Here is a 23,286-nt window from a genome sequence, read left to right on the forward strand (position 1 = left end):
CGTGCCTGGGGCCGCCAACGGCCAAAGTCCAGACAACGGGCATGCGCAAGGGGCGAGGCTGGTGGCCGGCGCGCGAGCGGCTCCGCGCGGGCAGCGGGGATTTGGGCCTGCGGCGTGCGGACGGCTCCGCGCGAGCGGCGGGGATTTGGACCGGTGTCGATACACATTCGTACCCGAATCTGTGACCCGCGCAGGTCGATACACATTCGTCGCACGAATGTGTATCGACCGAAGCCAACCCGCACCCGTCATCCCACGCGTGCCCGTCCAGCAAAGGCCGAGAGCCTACTTAACTACGTTTCCGTTCTCGTCGTACTTATAGAAGCCCTCGCCCACGGCAATGCCGGTCTTGCCGGCATCCACATAGCTCTTGAGCAGCGCGACCATCATGCCAGCCGGGGTGGAGGGGTCATTTGCGCCAGGCTCCATGGAGATGATCTTGAGCGCCAGCGGCAGGCCGACCTTGTCGATCTTGCGGAACGGGGTCTGGTCGGGACGGGCGCCGGTGTCGAGCTCCCAGCACAGATCGACCGTGGCGGGATCCGTCACGCCCGACGCCACGAGGTACATCGCCGCCTTGAACCATGGGATGAGCAGCGTGTTGAGGATGTAGCCGGGCTGCTCCTTGTTGAGCTTGAGGGGAACCATACCAATGGCGTAGGAGAACTGCTCGGCTAGCTTGAAGGACTCGTCACTGGTGCGGTCGTGGCGCATGAGCTCCGTGAGGTTGTTGCGCCAGATCTGGTTGGCAAAGTGCAGCGTCATGTAGCGGTCGGGGCGGCCGGTCGCATCGGCAAAGGTGCTCGGCAGGAAGGTCGACGAGTCGGTGAGCAGCACGGTCTTCTCGGGCATGACCCCAGCGATCTTCTCGTAGAAGTCACGCTTCTGAGCGGGGTCCTCGTTGATGCACTCGATGACCACGTCCGCGTCCGAGAAGGCCTCCTCCACGCTGGTGGTGAGGCGAATGTGCGAGAGGCGCTCCTCGGCCTGGGCCCTGAGCTGGTCGATCTGCTCGTCAGTGAGGTCCTGCTCGTCCGAGAGGCCGCGGCAGTACGCGCCACGGTCGGCCTTCCACGCGTCAAGCTCGCCAAGAATCTGCTTGCGCACGGCCTCCAACCGGGGCTTTGCGCGGTCGATGGAACCTTCGTTCCGCAGCCACACGGTTGTATCGAAGCCCTTGTACGCAACCATCGAGGAGATCTGGCTGCCCTCGGTGCCACAGCCCGCGATGGTTACCTTCTTCACGTCCTTGATGTCCATGGTCTACGAGTCCCTTCGATGAGGTAATACGTTTAACCGACTCGTACGTTATGCCCCTGGCAGACACGAAGGTGAAGCGGAAATACGCAGGCGGCGAGAAGGGGCGCTCGGCGGTTGTTTGCGGATGGCGCCGTGGGCCGCGTGGGCGGCGCCGGAGGCTGCGGCGCGCAGGTGGCGTGGGACGTCGGTGTGGGGCGGAGGCATGGGCCGGCGGGGTGAACCGACGGGCAGGCCGGCGACGGTACACATTCGTACCCGAATCTGTGACCCGCGCAGGTCGATACACATTCGTCGCACGAATGTGTATCGACCAGGGGCGGTCTGCGTCCGCCAGCAACCGGGCCACGGCGATGCCGCAACGGCTTCCGAGCCGCCCGCGCCTCCCCGCGGCCCTTATCGCAGCTTCACGCCGAGCAAGCCAGCAAGGTCGGGCAGCTGGTCAACCCCCACATACGCGTCGCGCAACTCGCGGAACGTGTCGCTCACGCGGACGCCCGCGATGTTGCAGCTCGTGAGGTCGACGCCCGCGAGCCTCGTCTGGAAGAGCTCCGCGCGCATGAGGTCGCAACCCTCGAGCACCAGCCTGCTGCGCAGGCGAAGCTGCGAGAGGGACGCCTCGCGCAGGTCGCACCCGGAGAACGAGACGCGCTCGAGCTTGGACTCCGCCAGCCCCACGTACGAGAGGTTGCAGCCCCTGAACTGCGTGCGCACGAGGACGGACTTGTGGAGGTCCGCGCCCACCAGGCGGCAGTCCTCGACCCTCGAGTCCCGCCAGAAGCCGGTGTTGCCAGCAATGTTGCCCAGGTCGCAGCCCTCAAACGTGCAGCGCTCGAAGCTTGGGCGCTCCAGCCGCGCGGAGGCCAGGACGCACCTGCGGAAAGCGCAGTCCTCGAACTCAACATGCCCGAGGTCTTCTCCGGAGAGGTCCTCCCCCGCAAACTCACGACCGCGGACGTCCCCGTCATTCTCGGCTATGGCGTCGAGCAACTCGCTCATGGTCTCCTGCTCCTCGTGTTCCTACTCCTCGGGCCACACGAAGTCGAAGCTCCCGGCCTCGCCGCCGTCGATGAGCAGGTTCTGCCCCGTCATGAAGCGGTTGGTGACGGCGACGAAGTAAATCCACTCGGCGATCTCCTCCGGCATCGCCCAGCGGCGGAGCGGCGTGAGGTCCATGATGCGCCCCCAGAGGGCGGGGTCGTCCATCACGGGGCGGTTGAGCTCGGTCATGACGCCGCCCGGGTCCACGCTGTTGCAGGTGGCCTGCGGTGCCAGCCGCTGCGCGAGATTCTTCGCATAGGCGAGAACCCCGCCCTTCGACGCCGCGTACTCGGGGAACTCAGCTCCGGTGTGCCCGCTGGAGGACCCCACCAGCACAACTGCACGCACCTGGGGCTGAGGGACGCGCCCGCCCGGCGCGAAGGCATGGCGCTCGCACACGTTGATGGCGCCCTTGAGGTTGACGTCGATGTCCGCGCCGCTGTCCTGCACGCCCGCGTTGCTCACGATGACCTCAGGCGAAAGCCCCGAAGGCAGCGCCGCACGGTCCCGAACGTCGGCAACGAAGTGCTGGTAGCGCGGGTGCTCAATCGAGGACGCCAGCACGTCAAGCCCCCACACGCGGTGCCCGCGCGCAAGGAACAGCTCCGCCGTCGCCCGGCCGATCCCCCGCGACGTGCCCGTAACCAGCACGTCAAGCGCACGCCCGCCAGCATCCAGCGGCGACGGCGATGAGACGAAGGTGCTGCCGCTTTGTCTCATCGCTCGGCCGCCACGGCCTCGGCGGGGTGAAGGCGCAGGTAGTCCTCGCCCACGCCCTCGCGCTCCCAGCTACGCACCACGTGGAAGCCCACCGGCGAGAGGAACACCTCGCAGGCAAGCTCGACCAGCGCGCCCGTGAGCGAGCACATGACCACCTGCGCCCAGGTCCAGCCAAAGAAGGTGTGACTCACGATCGTCGCGAAAACGAAGTTGTCAACAAACTGGCCCACCATCGTGCTCGCGTACGACCGCAGCGCGAAGGTGCCAAAGGTGTTCTTCTTGAGCCTGCGGCCAATGCCCTCGTTGAGCAGCGAGTTGACGACAGACGAGCAGAGCATGGAGACGGTCGAGCCAAACACCACGTACCAGGTGCCCCCAAAGGTGGCGTTGAGGGCGTCGTTCACCTGGACGCTGCCCGTGTTGTAGTAGGCGCCCCACATGCCTGGCGTGAGGCTCATGAGCCAGAAGAGCAGGCACACGGCCAGGTTGATGGCCTCGGCGAGAACGCTCACCTCGATGGAGGCGCGGGCGCCGAAGCGCTTGCAGATCATGTCCATGCAGAGGAAGCTCACCCAGCTCACGGTGATGCCGCAGTCAAGCGCCAGCCACGGGAGCGACACAAGCTCCTTGTTCGCGAGGAGGTTCATGACGATGACGCTCACCACGAAGAGCGTCACGCTTGCGCTGGGGATGCTTCTGAGGAGGACCTTGTAGTCTTGGATGGTTCGCTTGAGCATGTGTGTCTCCCGGTTTTGGATTTGCAAGCAGGTTTCACCTGGGACTGCTTGGAGGGCCGCCCGTGCGGCCGCGAAACATGGTAGCGCAGAGACCGGGATCCGTTTGGCGACAATCACGCTGCCTTCTCGGGATTCGAAAGCGCGGGCGCCACCGCTCGGCGCCCGCGCCGGAGCTCACCTCCCGAGCCCGCTACCTCCCCATAGGCCTATACGAGCCCGTGAGGCGCTTCCGCCGCCGCAGCTGCGCGATGAAGTTCGCGAGCAGGACGAGAACCGCAGCGGCCGCGCAGGCGTAGCTCACCGGGACGAGCCAGAAGTTCTCGTGCAGCACTCCCGCGGCGTCCACGTAGCTCACCGAGTTCTCCGCGACAACGGCGAGAACCACGGCAGCCACGATGAGTGCCGACCCAACCACGGACAGCACCAGGCTCCTGCGCATCCACCTTCCCTCGCTGCCGTCGCTGATGAGCTTCTCGGCCATGTCCTCGTGCTTGTCATTCTCGCGTGCCATGTCTTCTCCTCCCAGAATGAGGTCGTCGAGGGAGATGCCGAACGTCCGGGACATGGCGATGACGACCTCGATGTCGGGCAGGTTGCGGCCGTTCTCCCAGTTGGAGACCGCCTGCCTCGTCACCCCAAGGCGCGTCGCGAACTGCTCCTGCGTGAGACCCGCGTCCGCACGCACCCTCTTGACCCTCTCGCCAAATTCCATCGGTTCCTCTCCCTTCCTGGGCCCAGCTTCACCCGGGCGAAGACACCACGCAAGAAAGCATAGCTTGCACGGTGGCGCTTGGCACGACAGCCAAACTGTCATGCCATCTAGCTTGGGTTTCTCACCGACAGCCTTCCGTGTGTGCCATTGCGCGCAGGCGCAATTCGCCTCGCAAGATGGTGACTCGGTGTGCATGCGGAGAATCGCGTAAGCTTGTCCCTCGCAAGTTTCTACCGTTGTTAGGAGCACCACTACATGGCCAAGCGCCACAGCACCACCACGCCCGCCCCCATCGTCACCGCCGAGAAGGACCTCCCCACCCGCTTCGAGGACCTCGGCCTTTCTGAACGCGCCCTCGCAGCCGTGCATGACATGGGCTACGAGACCCCCACGCCCGTCCAGGCGGCATCGATCCCCGCAGTCCTCGCCGGCACCGACGTCATGGCCGCCGCGCAGACGGGAACCGGCAAGACGGCCGCGTTCCTGCTGCCCTCCCTCGACCGGCTTGGACATGCACGCCACGGGCAGGGTCCGCTCATGCTCGTGGTCACGCCCACGCGCGAGCTTGCCGCCCAGATCGAGGAGGTCGCCAGCGCAATATGCGCGCACACGGGACACACGGCAACGGTGCTTGTGGGCGGCGTCTCGTACGATCCGCAGCGCGCGGCGCTCCACAAGGGGTGCGACCTGCTGGTTGCCACGCCGGGGCGCCTCATCGACCTCATCAACTCGGGCGACTGCAACCTCTCGCAGGTAGAGACCCTTGTTCTGGACGAGGCGGACCGCATGCTCGACATGGGCTTTCTGCCCGACATGCGTCGCATCGTTTCGAAGACGCCCGCCAGCCGCCAGACGCTGCTCTTCTCGGCAACGCTCTCCGACGACGTTCTGGACAACACGAAGTCGCTGGTCAACAGCCCCGTGCGCGTGGAAATTGCGCACAAGGGCACAGCTGCCGAGACGATTGACCAGTACGTGCTCCCCATCTCGCACGAGGCAAAGAACGAAGCCCTCATCGAGGTCCTTCGCCGCGAGGGTGCAGAACGTGTAATTGTCTTCGTGCGGGGCAAGCACCGCGCGGACGCCGTCTGCCGACGCCTGCGCAAGGCAGGCGTCGAGTGCGCGCCCATCCACGGAAACCGAAGCCAGAACCAGCGCGCAAACGCCCTTCGACGCTTCGCCGACGGCGAGGTGGGCGTGCTCGTAGCCACCGACGTCCTCGCCCGCGGCATCGACATCCCCAACGTAGCGTACGTGGTCAACCTCGATGTGCCCTCGGACGCCGAGGACTACATCCACCGCATCGGCCGCACGGGGCGCGCCGGGGAGTCTGGCTGGGCGCTCACGTTCGCGACGCCCGAGGAGGAGTTCGACCTGCGCGACATCGAACACCTTATGGGCAAGAACATTCCTGTCTATCCGCGTGCGCAGGGAATCGTGCTGGGCGAGAACCCGCTGGTACTTGACCCCAACCGCACGCCAATGGACCAGCTTCCCGGCAAGAAGGAGCGCAAGAAGATCGTCGACGAGCGCCACGAGCAGCGCCTTGCGCGCACTGCGGAAAGCGCAGCGGGACGGTCACGAGATCCACGGCCGCAGCGCGCGACCAAGATGCAGCGCGTGTCCAAGAAAGAGAAGCCTGCCCAGGGAAGCATCCCCGCCGAAAAGCCGAAACCCTCCCGAAGGCGCGGGGACGCAGGCTCGTCACGACGCGCGCAGACCAGAAGGCAGCAGGCCAACGGCAGCCCCGAAAAGTCACAGCGCCGTCGTCACCCCGGCGACCACGGCGGCATAGGACGCCGGTAGGCCCTGCCGGCGAGGCATCGGGTACCATTCGTGCATCGAACTCGCCTTCGTTACACTTATTTCGCGTTCGCTGCATCGAACTACCCTTCGTTACACCACTTTTTTATGGTCCCTCAAGTATCGAAGCTCTGATGGCACAATATCTTGTGCCATGACACGTACTGAGACACAAGATAGATATGTCTCTACTTGGGCCCTCCCCAAAACACCATGTAACGAAGGGCGGTTCGATGCAATTTCCTCGAGATTTGTGTAACGAAAGCCGTTTCGATGCAGTGTTTTCCTGCTAATGTTGTGAATGCAACAGTTCACATGGCCTTACTCGCATACGCTTGCTCTGACAAACGGCACCGATGCGAACTCCCGCAGATCGTAGTTCGGCGCACCAGGCCAACCGGCTTGGTCAAAGAGATCAGGAGCTGTCATGGAGAAAACACTTGACCTCAGCAGGAGCGTTCACGACCTCGCACAGGAATACCCAGAGTTTCCGCAGGTCATGGCCGGAATTGGATTCACCGACATCACCAAGCCCGCAGCGCTCAACACGGTTGGCCGCGTGATGACCGTCCCGCGCGGATGCGCGATAAAGGGAATTAGCCTTGACGATGCCATCCGCGCCTTTGAAGACGCTGGCTTCACCGTCATCGGCGCGGGCGCGCAGGACGTCCCGTCCGCAGACGAGAGCCCCGCGGCGCCAGAGGCCAGCGCGCCTCTTGGCACCAAGGTCGAGGGGCTCGACGAGGAAGGTCGCGCCAAGCTCCTAGAGACCTACATCGCCCGCCTCTCCTCGGGGGAGCCGCTAGAAAACGTTCGCGCAGACTTCGTCGCAAACTTCAGCGACGTTGACGCCGGCGAGATCGCCCGTGCCGAGCAGGGCCTCATCGAGGGCGGCGCCAAGATCGACGATGTCCAGCGCCTCTGCGACGTCCACTCTGCCCTCTTCCATGGCGCCACCCGCGAGGAGAAGATCGCCAACGCCGAGGAGGCGGTCATGGGTTCGCTCACGCAGGGCGCGGGCGACCTCAACACGCGCTTCCTCACCAACCTTCCCGGACACCCCATGCACGTCTTCTCCCTCGAAAACCAGGCCATCTCCGAGCAGATAGCCCGCACGCGCGCAGCCCTCGGCACCCCTGCCGCCACCGACGAGCTGCGCACCCTCTCCCAGCTGGGCATTCACTACGCCAAGAAGGGCGACCTCCTCTACCCCGTGCTCAAGGTGCGTCACGGATACTCCGGCCCCTCAGACGTAATGTGGGGCGTCGACGACGAGATCCGCGCGGAGCTGCGCGCGCTCCTTGGCGCTCGAGAGCAGGACGAGGCCTGGCGAGAGCGTGCCGAGAAGGTCCTCACCCGCGCCGACGAGATGGTCTACAAGGAGGCGAACATCCTTCTGCCCCTGTGCGCCCAGAACTTCTCGGGTGACGAGTGGCTCCAGATGTACGCCGACCTCAAGGGCTATGACCTGTGTCTCATTGAGGACGCAGGCACTTGGGGCGCAGGCGAGGAGTACTGCGAGAAGCGCGCGGAGAAGGCCAACGAGGGCGCGGACAACAAGCCCGTCAGCGCAGACGAGGTGGTCCTCCCCACTGGCAGCATGACCCGCGCCCAGCTCGATGCCATGCTCAACACCATTCCGCTGGAGATCACCTTCGTCGACGACAGCGACATCAACCGCTACTGGAACGACGACGGCGAGAAGAAACTCTTCAAGCGGCCGTCCTCCGCGCTGGGACGCGAGGTCTGGAGCTGCCATCCGCCCAAGGTGCAGCAGATGGTGCGCCAAGTCATCGCCACGCTCAAGAGCGGCGAGCAGAACTCCGTCGACATCTGGATGGAGAAGGAGGGCGAGCCCGTGCTGGTGCGCTACATGGCCGTGCGCGACCGCAAGGGCTCCTACATTGGCACCATGGAGGTGGTCCAGCGCATGGGGTTCGCACGGGATCACTTCAAGGCATAGGCGTCGCGGAATCGTCACCGCGCGCGCGTCGCAGGATAACAAATCGAACCGTAAGATCAAAGGAGCAGCACATGAACGAGATGCAGAACGAGCTTGCCGGGGCAACCGTTGCCCTTGGTGCAACCATCACCGCCGCCATGGACGACGCGCCCGGCTTCGTCCCCTGCGGGACCCCCGCGCAGGTCGTAATCGACGCCCTTGTTGCCGCTGGTGCCGCCGAGCCCGCCGCTAGCCTGCCGCAGCAGGTCGCCCAGGTGCGCGGCTTCGTCGAGCACGTCTCCGGCCACCGCGGGGTGCCCGCCCACGCCGGGACAGACGTCACCGCCCTCTCCCCCGCCGGCAAGCAGCTTCTCGACGCTCTCCTCGCCTTTGCCGCCAGCGCAAACGCCGAGGCCCTCTCGGCCGACGCCACCTCCTGGCTCTATCGCTCGCTGGCCGCGCTCGAGACCGGCGACGGCGAGAAGGTAAACGCGCAGCTTGCTGCAGCGCCACGCAACTAGGCAACGCGCCTTTCACACGACTCTCACTTAACGGGGTGGGGTCCGGGCTAGTCCTGGGCCCCACCTTCGTGGATTCTGGCCGAGAAGCGATTCAGCGGATCCATGCGCTCGTCTTCAATAAACCGCACGTAGACAATGCGCGTCTGTTCATCGTAATCGTAGTAGATACCGTAGTTGCCCGCATAGACCACGCGAACCTCAAAGGGCAGTCGCGCAGCTTCGTAGTAGGGGTCATATACCATGCCAAGCCCCGGCGCAATGGCAAGCGCATCTAACGCGTTGTTTGCCTTTCTCTTCGCGGACCCTCCAAGGGCTTGGTAGCTCTTTGCCGCACTGGCTGTAAGCTTAATCGAGTAACGTCGTCCTTGGGACATCAGTTCTCCCGGCGAATGTCGGCAAAATCTACAAGTTCTCCGCTCTCCACTTCCTCTTGCGACCTCATCAGCGCGTCATGAACCCGCATCTCGTGCTCGAGCACGCGACGTCGTAGGTCAAAGGCATCGTCAAATGCCTTGGCATCCATCACAACCAGGCTCTCCCTGCCGTTTCGCGTGATGTAGACTGGCTCCTTGGTCGATTCGCACAAATCGTAGATGGCATTCATGTTGCGCTGAAGCTCAGATGCAGTACGTATGTTTGGCATGTCGATGCCTCATTTCTTCAGAATATCTTCTGAAGAAATGATACTACACTGCGTAGCGCGACCGACGTATGAATAACGCCCCCCTACAGATTTGTTCAGAAAGCAGTAAGGGCCTTATGTATTATGGGCAGCGACCGTAAGCCTCGACACATGTTAAGGTGATGCCTCATGACGCAGCCTCCCAATCCGTTTGACGGTATCATGTCCCTTGCTGCCGGGGCAGCAAATAAAATCGACGTTGACGCCATTGCTGCGCAGGTCAATGCCGCAGGCGAGGCAATCGGAGCTACGGCTGCCAATATCAAGGATGCAGCCATCTCAACCAAAGATGACATCACTGCCAAGATCACCGAGTTAGACCGCATGCTGGAACAGGCCATCACCGAGTACAACGATGCGTACACCCTCATGAGCGACAAGGGCATGCGACTCTATATCGTACGGCAGCGCTCATGCGACTCAATCGCTTTGGTGGAGTCCATCGTAAACAGCATCGCAAACCATCCAAAGTCCTTCGATGATGACTTCGCTGCCATAGACACCCACCGCAACGAGTTCGCCAACTCGCTCGAGTTCGCAGACCGGGAACTTCAGGCAGCGCGGCAAGCTGCCGGCGGGGCGGGAGCGGGTCTCGCTGCGGGCGCCTCCGTTGCCTTTATGGCACCCACAGCAGCAATGTGGATTGCCACGACCTTTGGCACCGCCTCCACTGGGGCCGCCATCTCAACGCTCTCGGGAGCGGCCGCGACCAACGCAGCCCTTGCGTGGCTTGGCGGCGGCGCGCTTGCCGCTGGTGGCGGCGGCACGGCAGCTGGGACTGCCTTGCTCGCTCTAGCAGGTCCCGTTGGCATGGCAATTGTGGGTGCCACGCTTCTCTCGTCCATCGTGCTGTTCTCCGCCAATCAGCTGAAGCTCAACAAACAAAAGAGCGAGGAGATTGAATCAGTAAAGAAGAACACCAAGAGCGTGCTCGAGACAGACGCAAAGATTGCCTCCCTTTTAGAGCAGACGGAGAGCCTGCGAAAATCCCTCTCGGGAGCAAGCATCGATTGTCTCTCATACTACGCGAAGGACTATCAGAGCCTAGACGATGCCTCCAAGATGGAGCTTGGTTCGCTGGTAAACAACACACTCGCGCTCTCCAAGCTACTCAGCAAGACCCTCGCATAGTTGGGGCTCCCATGTATGCTGAAGATATCCAGCAGCTTGTACTTGGACTGCTTGCGCAGACCGAGTTTGGTAACGATGCTTCTCAGGCATTCGCCGCAGTCAAGACGATTCAGGAGGACCTCGACGGACTATTGCAGCAGCAAGACCAACGGGGTTTACTAAACATCAAGGTGGGGACCACCCTTCTCTTGGCAATACTGGGAAAGGCCCAGGCAGGCAAACTCCCCTCTCTCTACCAAAGGGAAGATTGGGTAGACATAGCCGATTCCGTCGCCGCATATGCGCTGCGCATGGACGGGCAAGACTACAGTGCCTTTGTGTTTACGCTGTATGCAAACTACATTGAGGCCTGCGCGGCTGCGCTCACAGGCCGAATATCCCCTGCCACGCAAGAAGCGGTCCTTGCGCTCTCCGAGGAGCTTCGCTCAAGGACGGATGACCTTAACGAGGGACTCATCGACGAGCCAGTCTACATCGAGCGCTGCCTGTGGACCTCTCTTGAGGCCATCGTCAAACTGCTGTCTGCACTGCTTGCCAGCACCTTTGGTTCCAAGGAGTACGAGCGTCTTGCTACGGCGGTTGCTCAACTCGCCTTTGAATATGCACGGCTTAGGCTATACACAGAGGAGCAGGCGCTGCTCGACGAATTGCTTGCCCATCAGGCTGAGGTTGACGAGGAACTAGAGACAAAGATCGATGCCCTTCGAGCAGAGCTTGCGGTTCAATCTGAGCAGTTTCTCTCGCTTGTTGACAATGCGTTCTCTTCTGACATTCGCGAGAGGCTCATGGGGTCTGTAACCCTCGCCCACCTGACTGGAGTAGAGGACGAAAAGGTCCTCGACTCTGTCGAGAAAATCGACGAATTCTTCCTGATGTAGGTGTGCTTCAATTCCAGAATGTTTGCCACAGGTTGAAGGGTGTCGCCTGGGTATCGCCGCGTTGTCGGCTTTTGCATAAATGCGCCCGGCGGTGTTCGATAAGTCATTTTCATGCACTCGCGACCGAACACAAGCATCGCGACCACCGCCAATCGCCAGAACGGTAGCGGAAAGCTTCCCAGCCATCACCGCAATTGCCTGTAAACTCCCCTAAGAGCACTACGTAACACGACAACCATGGCATGCGGCCCAACCCGGACCAGCAGACCGTGGAAGGAGATGGCTTTCAGGAGGATCCCTTGGCGCGCTTTCGAATTGGAGCCCTGGCGATAGGGTCACTACTAGCAATCACCGTTTCCGCAACTCCGGCGCTCGCAGAGGGCGGTCAGACCTACTATCTAGGCGAGCTCACTAACGCAGGCCTAGATACCGGCTACAGCGAGTACAACCAGGTGGAGCAGGATGACCCACAGTATGGCTGGAGCCTAGGCGCGTTCTATGTGACCGGTTTCACAAGCGTAAGCAGAGACGAGACCCCTACCTTCCTAAAGCTGGCAGACGACACCGTTTCCCTGCACTTTAGACTCGATCAGGACATCGACGCTCTCAACGGCAACGGCAGCCTTTCTATTGCAGATGACACCAATGGCTATGATCAGTCCTTCGAGGTCGACAAGCAGGATTTTGGCCGCGGAACGTTTATCGTCCGCCAAACTGATTATCAGAACTCGAAAAGCGCGCCTCAGATATATGTCGACTTTCTCGCTGCCACTGTGTCGGAGAACGCAGACACCGAGGTACAGCTCTTTGAAGAGGGTGACTATGAGGCAACACTTGACTACGAAATTAGAAATGACCCGAGGAAAGTGCCATTCTTTGGCGTCTCAATCTTGCCTGAATACACCGACTACCACATCACGTTCAGTTTCTCAGTTCGCAACGGCAACGCCATGGTCTTCCTGTTTGACTCCTCAACAGGCTCCGAGCTCACAAATGAGTCCCTCACCGAGAACGGCTTCACCATCGACATGGCAAAGTCGCGCTACCTCGATGTAAACGTAAAACGCGAGGTCATGGCCGAAGGAAGGGACGAGCTGGTTGAGGATGTACGTTCAAATGCCCCTGCCGAGGACGGCAAGCAATACACAGACGAAGGCATTTACACGATTACCGCAACTAACCCCACGACAGGTGAAACAACCGTGAAGAAAATCTATGTGGGAACAGACCCAGTCATGAAGGCATATGCCGTAACAGGTTACTCAATTGAAGAAATCGAAAACAAGATTGCACAAGGCGCTCAAATTGATGATGACGGAACCATCACCTGGCCGACAGCAAAAGCGGGCTCCGAACCGCCTACGACGCCGGATTCTGCGAACGCAGCAGAACCCGCTGAGGACAACCGCTCAATTAGCATGCCGACCATCATCGCAGCAGTAGTGGCAATAGCAGCCCTGGCGATAGTCGCCTTCCTGCGAGGGAGGGGGGATGCCTCCAACGGCACAGGAGATCCCGGCATACCGAACAACCCCAACGAATCTATTCGTAGTCAAGAAAAGGACGGCGATCATGCTGAGTAATAAGCTCATCGTCGTCATTCTCACGCTTGCACTCACGCTTCAGGGCTGCGCAACTGTACCAAGCAATAACGCATCTTCCGGCGATGCCGCCACCGAAAGCACTGACGCCACGAAGGACGAGACGGTCCCAGAGTTTAGCGGCATGAGTGATACCGACCTGCCCTACTACGTACAAGACTCCGTCTACGAGCAACTCACTGAGCAGCTCCCTGAAGGGTATGCCGTCGAGGACATTCACGTTCGCTATGTGTCGCAAGAGTACATCGAAGAGCTCAGCGCAAACTCCCAGGAGAACATTTACTACGGCCACACTATCTCGGAACTCCAGGACGTATTTCAAGGCAACAAGTACGTTTTTGCTCTTGGCGATAAGGGCCAGACTACGGTAAGGGCATTCGAGGCGTATGACAACACCTACGAAAAGGTCGTCAAGAACGTTGCGATTGGCACTGGAGCCATTCTCGTCTGTGCAACCATCTCGGTAGCAACCTCCGGCAGTGCTCCGCTCGTATCCGTCGTGCTTGCAAGCGCCGCAAAAACCGGTACCACCATAGCCCTTTCTTCCGGTGGAATCGCAGCTGCCATTGCTGGCATAACCACAGGCGTGGAGACCGGCGACGTCGAAGAGGCGGCAAAAGCGGCGGCGATCTCTGGGAGCGAAGAGTTCAAGTGGGGCGCCATCACTGGCTCTGCTCTTGCGACAGCTGGCGGAGCGGCCGCGGTTAAGGCAGCTGGTGGAGCAGACGCTTTCTATCGGGCAACAAAAAATGGTCTGACTGTAGCTGAGGTCTACCAAATCCAAAAAGAATCTCATTACCCACTCGACGTCATAGAGCAGTTCAAGAGCATGGACGAATACAGCATCTACAAGGACGCCGGTCTTAAAGCGCGAATCGTAAACGGAAGAACGGCCCTCGTCCGCGATATCGACCTTGACAAAACGAGTGAATTTGGCGGGAAAACGGTAACGAACCTCGAGCGTATGAACGCCGGCGGAGCACCAGTTGACACAAACGGCAATCCCTATGAACTACATCACATCAACCAGAAAGCTGATGGAACACTCGCCATGCTCACTAAGGAAGAGCACGACCAGCCCGGAATTCTCAATACCCCAGGAATAATGAGTGAAGTTGAGCATGGCTCTAACTGGGACAAAACGCGCAAGACATTCTATAAAGCACTCGCGAGGACTGTTAGCGCATCAAATTAGAGGGGCGTCTCGATGGCGGGGATAAAAGAGCAGCTTGAAAAGCTAGGGGGCTTCATCGGAAGTGGCGGCGTTTCCTGTCAGGCGATCAACGCTGCCGAAGATGCGCTCGGCATACGCTTTGCACTGGACTACCGTGAGTACCTCTCCACGTGCGGCATTGCGGCAGTCGATGGCCATGAACTTACTGGGCTCGGCTCATCTTGGCGAGTTGACGTTGTGAATGCCACGATGGAGCAGAGAAAGAAACTCGCAGGATACGACGACAAATACGTCATCGAGGAAACTCACATTGACGGCATTGTGGTATGGCAGTCGGCAACAGGTGAGGTATTCGAAACCAGTCCGGGTACCAAGCCGAGAAAAACCTATGACTCACTTCTAGAGTTCCTTCAAGGCTGACGCCAGCTCTTGGATACGATTGGCTGCTCTTTGCCCAACACCTGCCGCTCGCCCGCCCCTCGTGTATTCCATAGCGCGTCTGGCGGGTTGTTCGTTTCGAAGACCTTACGTGGCGCCTCGTCCTGCCTGTGATATAAAAACAATAAAAGGAGCTGAAGGCGTGCCAAGCCAAAGACTTGGCTTGGCCATGTTCTTGTGGAGGACCCCATGAGACGTACGCCTGCCCGTTTCCTATGCGCTATCGCCTGCCTCTTCACCACCTTGGCGGTACTTCTCGGTGCCCCTGCCGCCGCACTTGCGGAGCAGACCCAAGTTCACGTCCTTGCAATTACCGACTTCCACGGACACATCGAGAATGGCGCCCGGCTTGCCGGCACAATCGACCAAGAGCGCGCCGCTTACGGAGCAAGCACCACAACCTTGGTATCTGCGGGAGACAACATCAACGCCTCCTACTTTGCGTCGTCTATCCAGCGCGACGTCCCCGCGATGGACCAGCTCAAGGCCATGGGGCTCACCGTCTCGGCAACGGGCAACCACGAGTTTGACAACGGTGTCGCCGACCTCTACGACCGCGTGATTCCGTACTTCTCGCCCGTACAGTACGTGGCGGCCAACCTGAACGACGTGGACACCACAAAGATCCCCTCCTACACAACGCAGGTCATTTCCGGCAAGACGGTGGCATTTGTGGGCGCAACTCTTGAGTCTCTTCCCAGCGCAGTAAATCCGGCCCTTCTTGGCAACATCACGACCAGCTCGGTCACAAAGTCGGTCGACTACTATGCGCACCAGCTGAAGGACGGCGACCCGTCCAATGGCGAGGCAGATGCCGTAGTCGTCCTTGCGCACGAGGGCTCGGACGCCCTCAAGGGCCTTTCCCCGGACGTCGACGCGGTTGTGGCCGGACACACGCACGTTTTGGCCGAAGGACAAACCGACGCCGGAGCGCCAATCGTGCAGGCGGACCACTACGGCCAGGCTCTCGCGACCATCGACCTCACCTGGGATGACGCAGACAACCTTACGGTTGGCGAAAAGGTCACCCAGATTGCCAAGGACGCCCCCGAGGACGCCACCGCCAAGAGCATTGCGGACGCCGCCGAAGCCAAGGCTAGGGAGATCGGCGCGGAACAGGTTGGCACCATCCGCTCCAACGCGCTGGGGGACACAACACTCGCCCGCGCCACGGGCGACCCAAGTCTCGACCAGACCGTGGCGGCAGGCAACCAGGAGAACCGCGGAAGCGAGTCGACCCTTGGCACGCTCGTGGCTACGGCAACCCTCGACGCCACAAACGATACGTTGGGCGCTGGAACGGCAGACATTGGCGTGGTGAACTCCGGCGGCCTGCGCAACGAGCTTGACACCAACGGCGACGGCGTCATCACCTACATGGAGGCGCACGACGTACTGCCCTTTGGCAACGCCAACGCACTTGTCACCCTTACCGGCGCGCAGCTGAAGGAGCTTCTCAACCAGCAGTGGCAGCCCGGCAACAAGCGGCCGGTGCTCTGGCTTGGCCTTTCCGACAACGTGACCTACGCTTTCAAGCTCGTGACGGACGAGAGCGGCAACCAGCGCGGAGAGGTCTTCTCTGTGCAGTTGAACGGTCAGGAAGTGGACGACAACGCAACGTATCGTGTGGCCGGTAACTCGTTCCTGCTTTCAGGCTGCGACAACTTCACCGCCTTCAAACTGGGCACCGGATACGTCGAGACTGGATACATAGACCTTGATGCAATGGTCTCGTGGCTTCAGAACCATGCGGATAAGGTGCAGCCCGCCGTGCGGCGCCACTCCGTGGGGTTCGCGAACCTCCAGAAAACGGGCAGCCACGTGTCCTTTGACGTGTGCGGTCTCTCATTCACTGCTGGCGAGACGCGCCCGACCTACGTCCACGTTGCCGTAAACGGCGTCGACTTTGGCTACTGGCCGGTAACTGACACCGGCGCGATTGCCGATGAGGACGGCATCAAGCTCACGCCGTACGCGGGCCAGGCACACGTCGAGATGGACCTCACCGACGAGCAGGCAGCGCTCTTTGAGGACTCCATCAATCAGGTCCAGCTCCTGGCATCTGGTGACGTGCGCCTTGATTGCACGGACGCAACCTACGTGAACTTCGACGCCATGCCAACGCCCGGCACTCCCGGCACTGGCGAAGGAGAAAGGCCCTCTGAGGGAGAAGAGGAGGACACGCCTGCGTCCACGCCCACCCCGACGTCAGACGAGCCTCCGGCGCAGGCAAGTGCGAAGCCAGCCCCGCGCGTCCCCAATGCGGAGCGCGTGCCTGACACGTCTGACGCCACCCCCGCTGGCTGGGCAGGGCTTCTCGCAGCAGGAGGCGCACTAGTTGCCATTGGAATTGTTGCTCGCCGCAAGGCAAAGTAGGAATTGACGCTTGTCCCTCCTGCCGGCTCGTTCGTGGTTCGCCACTGAAAGAGCCGGCATCATTTTGGCCTGCAAGAACGGTGCTGTCTTGTAATTATTATCAAACTTAAATGATTTTTACATAATATTGTATGTTAACTACGGAATATACCTAATTATGCAAGTATAGTTTCTTTATTGATGTATGTTGCCGGAAGGCACCGTTCGATAGAGCATTTTTTCATGTGGAAGAGCACCGACGTACATCACTTCCATTCGTTCATCCACTCACTACTGCATATTGTGCTGTGAGAAACATCGACCACAACCACTGGCACATATTGTCACTAATCTGATAGCATATATCCCCAACGGTGGGACTGTCCAACCAGCCATACCAAAGATGGAAATGCGTGCGCACCCAGCTCACCGCCCGTCGCCCAACTCACGCACAAGCGGCTCCCGCGCCGCAGAACGGGGTCCATATGCAAGTTACCAAGCGAGACGGTCGCATCGAGACCTACGACAGGAGCAAGATCGCCCGTGCCATGGACAAGGCGCTGGCAGAGGTGTCCGACCCAGCCGCGCATGACGAGAACGCCCTCGAGTCGCTGCTCGTACGGGTGGAGGAGGCCCTCGCGACCAACGGCGCAACCGAGGTCGAGCAGATCCAGGACCTGGTCGAGCGGGCGCTCATGGAGACTGGCCACTACGATGCCGCCAAGGCGTACATCCTCTATCGGCACCGGCGTGCAGAGCTGCGCGCCGCTCGCCATGCGATCTGCTCGCTCGTGTTTGCGGAGCCCGGAGGACAGCCTGACGCAGATGCGCAGCAGTCTGCTCGCACGTTGGACGCCGTGCTCGCCAAGGTCTCGCGCGACTTCGACCCCAAGGCCTACCCGCTCTCTGCGCTCGCGGCAAAGTTCCAGGGCTTCGCGAAGCCCTCGATGTCTCTCGCTGAGCGCGAGAACGCCCTGGTACACGCAGCGGTTGAGCTCACCACGCCCGAGGCGTCAGGCTGGGAGCTCATCGCCGGCAGGCTCCTCTCCTTTGTCGCCACGCGACACCTTGCGCGAGAGGAGCGGGCGCGCGGCCTGGGCTCCCTCTACGAGAAGATCCGCTACCTCACCGACCAGGGCCTCTACGGTCCCTACATCCTCGAGCACTACACGCGCGAGGAGATCTGCCAGGCATCGTCCTGGATTGATTCCACCCGTGACGAACTTCTCGACTACCCCGGCCTCGATCTCCTGCTCAAGCGCTACGTAATTTGCAGCCACGACCATGTGCCCCTAGAGTCCCCGCAGGAGATGTTCATGGGCATCGCGCTGCACCTGGCTATGCGCGAGCGGCCGGAGGCGCGCATGGGCTGGGTCCGGCGCTTCTACGACATGCTCAGCCGCCTCGAGGTCACCATGGCAACGCCGACCCTCTCCAACGCCCGCAAGCCGCACCACCAGCTTTCGAGCTGCTTCATCGACACCGTGCCCGACAGCCTCGAGGGCATCTACCGGAGCGTGGACAACTTTGCCATGGTCTCCAAGTTTGGTGGTGGCATGGGCATGTACCTGGGCAAGGTTCGCGCCAAAGGCGGCAGCATCCGTGGGTTCGAGGGCGCGGCCGGCGGCGTGGTGCGCTGGATCCGCGTGATCAACGACACCGCCGTGGCCGTGGACCAGCTGGGCGTGCGGGCCGGCGCCGTGGCCGTCTACCTGGACGCCTGGCATCGCGACCTTCCAGAGTTTCTGCAGCTTCGCACCAACAACGGCGACGACCGCATGAAGGCGCACGACGTGTTCCCGGCGGTCTGCTACCCGGACCTGTTCTGGCGCATGGCCGAGCAGGACCTCGACCAGCCCTGGCACCTCATGTGCCCCCACGACATCCTCACGGTGAAGGGCTACGCGCTCGAGGACTACTTCGGCGAGGAGTGGGAGCGCCGCTACCTCGAATGCGTTGCCGACCCTCGCATCCCCAAGCGCACCGTTACCGTAAAGGACGTCGTGCGCCTCGTCCTGCGCAGCGCCGTCGAGACGGGCACGCCGTTCGCGTTCATGCGCGACACCGTGAACCGCGCGAACCCCAACCCACACGCAGGCGTGATCTACTGCTCGAACCTCTGCACCGAGATCGCCCAGAACACGAGCGAGATCCAAAGCGTCTCGCAGGAGGTCGTGACCGAGGACGGCGACACCGTCGTGGTGACCACCACGCGTCCCGGCGACTTCGTGGTTTGCAACCTCGCGAGCCTCTCGCTCGGTCGCCTGCCAGTGGAGGACGACGCCTACCTCGCCCGCACGGTCGAGACCGCCGTCCGCGCGCTCGACAACGTGATCGACCTCAACTTCTACGCCCTCCCCTACGCGAAGATAACAAACCGCCGCTACCGCTCGGTTGGCCTGGGCGTCTCGGGCTACCACCACATGCTGGCAAAACGCGGCCTCATGTGGGAGAGCGAGGAACACCTGCACTTTGCGGACGACGTTTTCGAGCGCATCAACCGCAACGCCATCGAGGCCTCGTGCGCGCTTGCCGAGGAGCGCGGCGCGTACGAGAAGTTCGAGGGCTCAGACTGGCAGACCGGCGCGTACTTCGAGAAGCGCGGCTACAGCTCGCCCGAGTGGCGGGCGCTCGCCGAGCGCGTGGCCACCCACGGCATGCGCAACGCGTACCTTCTCGCCGTGGCACCCACCAGCTCGACATCGATCATCGCAGGCACCACGGCCGGGCTCGACCCCGTGATGCGCAAGTTCTTCCTCGAGGAGAAGAAGGGCTCCATGCTCCCGCGCGTCGCTCCGGAGCTCTCGCCCGAGACCTGGTGGTACTACAAGCCGGCCCACATGATCGACCAGACATGGAGCGTGCGCGCCGCCGGCGTGCGCCAGCGCCACATCGACCAGGCGCAGTCCGTGAACCTCTACATCACCAACGAGTACACCATGCGACAGGTGCTCGACCTCTACCTCGAGGCATGGCGCGACGGCGTCAAGACCGTCTACTACGTGCGCAGCAAGTCGCTCGAGGTCGAGGAGTGCGAGAGCTGCTCGAGCTAGGGCGCGGGCGCACGCCCTGGCACACGCCCCCAGACCACCAGAAAGGAACCCCATGCAGCAGGCAAACGGCACGCGCCTCTCGCCCAAGGCGCTCTTCAACCCCAACGGCGACACCGACGTGCGCGCAAGGCGCCTCATCGGCGGCAACACCACCAACCTCAACGACTTCAACAACGTGAAGTACGCCTGGACCTCGGACTGGTACCGACAGGCCATGAACAACTTCTGGATTCCCGAGGAGATCAACCTCTCGCAGGACGTGAAGGACTACCCAAACCTCCTGCCCGCCGAGCGCACCGCGTACGACAAGATCCTCTCGTTTCTCGTCTTTCTCGACTCGCTGCAGACCGCGAACCTCCCCAACGTGGGCGAGTTCATCACGGCAAACGAGGTCAACCTGTGCCTGCACATCCAGACCTTCCAGGAGTGCGTGCACTCGCAGAGCTACTCGTACATGCTGGACACGATCTGCAGCCCCGAGCAGCGAAACGACATCCTCTACCAGTGGAAGACCGACGAGCACCTGCTGGCGAGAAACACCTTCATCGGCAACCTCTACAACGAGTTCCAAGAGCGCCAGGACGCGCCCGCGCTGCTTCGCGTCATGATGGCGAACTTCATCCTTGAGGGCGTGTACTTCTACTCGGGGTTCATGTTCTTCTACAACCTCGCGCGCAACGGCAAGATGCCTGGCAGCGCACAGGAGATTCGCTACATCAACCGCGACGAGAACACGCATTTGTGGCTCTTCCGCAACATGATCCTCGAGCTGCAACGCGAGGAGCCGCAGCTCTTCACCGATGAGGCCGTGGAGGAGCTGCGCGAGATGCTCGAGGAGGGCGTGCGCCAGGAAATCGCCTGGGGCCAGTACGTGATTGGCGAGAACATCCCCGGCCTCACCGGCCAGCAGGTGAGCGACTATATCCACTACCTGGGCAACCTTCGGTGGAGCTCGCTGGGGATGGGCCAGCTCTACCCCGAGTTTGCCGAGGAGCCGGCGGACATGGCCTGGGTCTCGCAGTACAGCAACGCAAACATGGTGAAGACGGACTTCTTCGAGGCGCGCTCGACCGCGTACGCCAAGTCGACCGCCCTGGTGGACGACCTGTAGGGGCGCGGACGATTGCGGGGCTCCGCCGTGCGACCGCGCTTCTCGCCGGCCGGGACGGACGGATGCCCCACCGCCGCGCACGGCCGCGCTTCTCGCCGATACACATTCGTACCCGAATCTGTGACGCGCCCAGGTCGATACACATTCGGACAACGAATGTGTATCGACCTCCGGGACGAGAAGCGCGATCTCACGCCACCGCCGCGACTGCCTACCTCACAACGTGTCAGGCAGCACGTCGGCGGCAAAGAGAGGCAGATTTACGAGCCATCCCTCGTCCTTGTAGCCGCGCAGAGAAAGCCGCTGGCACCTCTCTATGCCAAATTCCTTGGAGAACTTGGCAAGACTCCTGCTGCGCACGTTGTCGTCGGACTTGACCTCGAGCGGAATCACCTTTCCCCGACACTCGTAGACAAAGTCGACCTCGGCCTTATCCGTCCTGCCGTCGGCTGACCAGTAATACGGAACGCAAGAATTGCTCGCCACAAGCTGCTGACACACGTACTGCTCGGCATAGGCACCCTTGCCTTGGGCGTAGAGGGAATCACCTCGCACAATAACGTCCTGGTCAAGGCCGTAGGCAGCACCTAGAAGACCCACGTCGAGAAGGAACAGCTTGAAGGAGCGGTCTTCGGCGTACGTAAGAAGCGGGATGCCAGGCCGAGAAACCCTTGGCACCCTTGTGACCAAGCCAGCATCGACAAGCCAGGAGACCGCATCCCTATACTCTCGTCCCCTACCGCCCGCCTTGACCTTAGAATACGCGAACTTATTGATGCCAGTCTCGCGCGAAATCTGCGTGGGGACGGAGCGCCAGACCTCTCGAATTCGCTCGGAATCCGCCGGAGCCGACACGTGCTTCGAAAAATCGAACTCATAGTCACGAAGCAATCTTTGCTGCACCTTACGCGATTCACCAAGAAGGTGCGTGTCGATATATGCCTGCACCGCCTCTGGCATACCGCCGACGTAGAGATAGAGCTTGAGCAAATCCTCGTACTTCTCGCCAAGCGCACTTGCCAGGTCGAGCGAATCCCTTCCGAGTAGCTGGGAAAGTCGTGGCTCGCCCATTGCTTCCACGAATTCTTTGAAGGTCATGGGGTGCATGTCGAGGTAGTCGACTTTGCCTACCGGCCACGAAATCCGCTGGGCATCCTCCTGCTGCGAGGAGAGTCTGCTCATGGCGACGCCCAGGAGAGACCCCGCTGCAACAACGGGAATATCTGGGCGCAATTCGCAGAACTGCTTGAGAGACGCAATGGCGCGCGGGCACTCTTGAATCTCGTCAAAGAACACGAGGGTGCGCCCGTTGGAGGCATCGGTCCCCGTATATGCCGAGATCGCCGTGAGAAGACGAGCAGGATCAAGCGATCCTGCAAACACGTTCTTCATTACCTCGTTGTCGAGAAACGTCACGTGCGCGACGGCATCAAAGTGCTCGCGACCAAACTCCAGGACAAGCCAGGTCTTTCCCACCTGTCGCGCGCCAGTCACAACAAGCGGCTTGCGTTTTGGAGACTTTGCCCATCGCTCAAGATCGCTCATTGCCGCGCGCTTCATAACGATGCCCCCCGAAAAAGAATCTGTGATGACGTAACGGTCTGGTAGTGTGGGATACGTCTCATACTCTATCGCAAACAGACGGTATTGGCGATTTGCGATGTCGAATACAGCCATAATTGGCTATTTGCGAAATCTTAAACGTCCATTTTTGGCTGTCTGCGAAACTTCATGCTATCACGACGTCATCGATCAGTCCCCAGCTGAGAAAAGCGGGCGACCCCGCCTCCGGAGCCGCCCGCCAATAAAGACTGCCGTCGCTGCAGCGCCTACCGCCGTCGCAGCGCGCCGCCTATAGGTTGTGCTTCTTCAGCTTCTGCTCGAAGATCCCGTTCACGATCTGGCTCAGCTGCTCGCGCGCGTCAGCCGGCAGCTCGCCCTCCTGCGCCGCGACGGCGTAGAGGTCCGGATGCTCGAGCTCGATCTTCTCGAACGTCTTGCTCAGCGCGTGCTTGCGCACGAAGAACGGAATCCGCTTCACGCTCTCCTCGGGCACCAGCGCCAGAATCTTCTCGTTAGTGACCTTGCTGCTCGACGACCCAACCGGACCAACTTCCTGCTCTGCCATGG

Annotated in this window: 20 protein-coding genes; 11 read left to right on the plus strand and 9 right to left on the minus strand. The window is 61.2% G+C overall.

The window, feature by feature from the left end; all coding sequences use genetic code 11:
- Nucleotides 1-285: 285 nt before the first annotated feature.
- The 5 genes from BT122_RS00345 to BT122_RS10915 all read right to left on the minus strand — a co-directional run bounded on the left by BT122_RS00345 (nucleotide 286) and on the right by BT122_RS10915 (nucleotide 4,467).
- Entirely contained in the window at nucleotides 286-1,260 is a 975-nt protein-coding gene (locus BT122_RS00345) for a 3-hydroxyacyl-CoA dehydrogenase (RefSeq protein ID WP_072354112.1), read from the minus strand.
- A gap of 393 nt (nucleotides 1,261-1,653) precedes the next feature.
- Nucleotides 1,654-2,256 carry a pentapeptide repeat-containing protein gene (locus BT122_RS00350; RefSeq protein WP_072354113.1) on the minus strand — a complete coding sequence of 201 codons (603 nt, stop codon included), beginning with the start codon at nucleotides 2,254-2,256 and terminating at the stop codon, nucleotides 1,654-1,656.
- 21 nt (nucleotides 2,257-2,277) lie between these two features.
- On the minus strand, nucleotides 2,278-3,018 hold the full coding sequence (locus BT122_RS00355) for an SDR family NAD(P)-dependent oxidoreductase (RefSeq protein WP_083432221.1): 741 nt from the start codon (nucleotides 3,016-3,018) through the stop codon (nucleotides 2,278-2,280).
- Nucleotides 3,015-3,755 carry a VUT family protein gene (locus BT122_RS00360; RefSeq protein ID WP_072354114.1) on the minus strand — a complete coding sequence of 247 codons (741 nt, stop codon included), beginning with the start codon at nucleotides 3,753-3,755 and terminating at the stop codon, nucleotides 3,015-3,017. Before BT122_RS00360 ends, BT122_RS00355 begins: the two co-directional genes overlap by 4 nt.
- A 190-nt stretch (nucleotides 3,756-3,945) precedes the next feature.
- Nucleotides 3,946-4,467, minus strand: coding sequence for a helix-turn-helix domain-containing protein (locus BT122_RS10915; protein ID WP_072354115.1), 522 nt, complete (start codon nucleotides 4,465-4,467; stop codon nucleotides 3,946-3,948).
- 255 nt (nucleotides 4,468-4,722) lie between these two features.
- Here BT122_RS10915 and BT122_RS00370 point away from each other — a divergent pair, with 255 nt between their 5' ends.
- The 3 genes from BT122_RS00370 to BT122_RS00380 all read left to right on the plus strand — a co-directional run bounded on the left by BT122_RS00370 (nucleotide 4,723) and on the right by BT122_RS00380 (nucleotide 8,733).
- Entirely contained in the window at nucleotides 4,723-6,273 is a 1,551-nt protein-coding gene (locus BT122_RS00370) for a DEAD/DEAH box helicase (protein ID WP_072354116.1), read from the plus strand.
- Between the two features lie 424 nt (nucleotides 6,274-6,697).
- Nucleotides 6,698-8,233, plus strand: a complete 1,536-nt coding sequence (locus BT122_RS00375) for a DUF438 domain-containing protein (RefSeq protein ID WP_072354117.1) — start codon at nucleotides 6,698-6,700, stop codon at nucleotides 8,231-8,233.
- 71 nt (nucleotides 8,234-8,304) lie between these two features.
- Entirely contained in the window at nucleotides 8,305-8,733 is a 429-nt protein-coding gene (locus tag BT122_RS00380; protein WP_072354118.1) for a hypothetical protein, read from the plus strand.
- 47 nt (nucleotides 8,734-8,780) lie between these two features.
- Here BT122_RS00380 and BT122_RS00385 read toward each other — a convergent pair whose 3' ends face one another.
- Together BT122_RS00385 and BT122_RS00390 are read right to left on the minus strand one after the other, a co-directional pair.
- On the minus strand, nucleotides 8,781-9,107 hold the full coding sequence (locus BT122_RS00385) for a type II toxin-antitoxin system RelE family toxin (RefSeq protein WP_072354119.1): 327 nt from the start codon (nucleotides 9,105-9,107) through the stop codon (nucleotides 8,781-8,783).
- Nucleotides 9,107-9,376: a type II toxin-antitoxin system prevent-host-death family antitoxin gene (locus BT122_RS00390; RefSeq protein WP_072354120.1), complete on the minus strand. Its 270-nt coding sequence runs from the start codon at nucleotides 9,374-9,376 to the stop codon at nucleotides 9,107-9,109. The genes BT122_RS00385 and BT122_RS00390 overlap by 1 nt, the downstream gene beginning before the upstream one ends.
- A 168-nt stretch (nucleotides 9,377-9,544) precedes the next feature.
- On the opposite strand from BT122_RS00390, the gene BT122_RS00395 reads away from it, so the two are divergent.
- From BT122_RS00395 to BT122_RS00430, 8 genes are all read left to right on the plus strand, one after another.
- The gene (locus BT122_RS00395) at nucleotides 9,545-10,546 is read left to right on the plus strand and encodes a hypothetical protein (protein ID WP_083432222.1); all 1,002 of its coding nucleotides are present in this window, start codon (nucleotides 9,545-9,547) and stop codon (nucleotides 10,544-10,546) included.
- An 11-nt stretch (nucleotides 10,547-10,557) separates the two neighbouring features.
- Nucleotides 10,558-11,424, plus strand: coding sequence for a hypothetical protein (locus BT122_RS00400; RefSeq protein WP_072354121.1), 867 nt, complete (start codon nucleotides 10,558-10,560; stop codon nucleotides 11,422-11,424).
- A 299-nt stretch (nucleotides 11,425-11,723) separates the two neighbouring features.
- A complete protein-coding gene (locus tag BT122_RS00405) occupies nucleotides 11,724-13,007 on the plus strand; it encodes a hypothetical protein (protein ID WP_143189927.1) in 1,284 nt (427 codons plus the stop codon).
- Nucleotides 12,916-14,220 carry an HNH/ENDO VII family nuclease gene (locus tag BT122_RS00410; protein WP_083432223.1) on the plus strand — a complete coding sequence of 435 codons (1,305 nt, stop codon included), beginning with the start codon at nucleotides 12,916-12,918 and terminating at the stop codon, nucleotides 14,218-14,220. Before BT122_RS00405 ends, BT122_RS00410 begins: the two co-directional genes overlap by 92 nt.
- Nucleotides 14,221-14,232: 12 nt before the next feature.
- Nucleotides 14,233-14,619: an SMI1/KNR4 family protein gene (locus BT122_RS00415; protein WP_072354124.1), complete on the plus strand. Its 387-nt coding sequence runs from the start codon at nucleotides 14,233-14,235 to the stop codon at nucleotides 14,617-14,619.
- A gap of 207 nt (nucleotides 14,620-14,826) precedes the next feature.
- Nucleotides 14,827-17,013 carry a bifunctional metallophosphatase/5'-nucleotidase gene (locus tag BT122_RS00420; RefSeq protein ID WP_072354125.1) on the plus strand — a complete coding sequence of 729 codons (2,187 nt, stop codon included), beginning with the start codon at nucleotides 14,827-14,829 and terminating at the stop codon, nucleotides 17,011-17,013.
- Nucleotides 17,014-17,477: 464 nt separating this feature from the next.
- Nucleotides 17,478-20,045, plus strand: a complete 2,568-nt coding sequence (locus BT122_RS00425; protein ID WP_072354126.1) for a ribonucleoside-diphosphate reductase subunit alpha — start codon at nucleotides 17,478-17,480, stop codon at nucleotides 20,043-20,045.
- 52 nt (nucleotides 20,046-20,097) lie between these two features.
- Nucleotides 20,098-21,156: a ribonucleotide-diphosphate reductase subunit beta gene (locus BT122_RS00430; protein WP_072354127.1), complete on the plus strand. Its 1,059-nt coding sequence runs from the start codon at nucleotides 20,098-20,100 to the stop codon at nucleotides 21,154-21,156.
- 216 nt (nucleotides 21,157-21,372) lie between these two features.
- Here BT122_RS00430 and BT122_RS00435 read toward each other — a convergent pair whose 3' ends face one another.
- Together BT122_RS00435 and BT122_RS00440 are read right to left on the minus strand one after the other, a co-directional pair.
- Nucleotides 21,373-22,701: an ATP-binding protein gene (locus BT122_RS00435; protein WP_286130267.1), complete on the minus strand. Its 1,329-nt coding sequence runs from the start codon at nucleotides 22,699-22,701 to the stop codon at nucleotides 21,373-21,375.
- A 307-nt stretch (nucleotides 22,702-23,008) separates the two neighbouring features.
- Nucleotides 23,009-23,284, minus strand: coding sequence for a hypothetical protein (locus BT122_RS00440; protein ID WP_072354129.1), 276 nt, complete (start codon nucleotides 23,282-23,284; stop codon nucleotides 23,009-23,011).
- Nucleotides 23,285-23,286 lie beyond the last annotated feature (2 nt).

This window comes from Olsenella sp. kh2p3, from assembly GCA_900119625.1.
Classification (GTDB): Bacteria; Actinomycetota; Coriobacteriia; order Coriobacteriales; family Atopobiaceae; genus Tractidigestivibacter.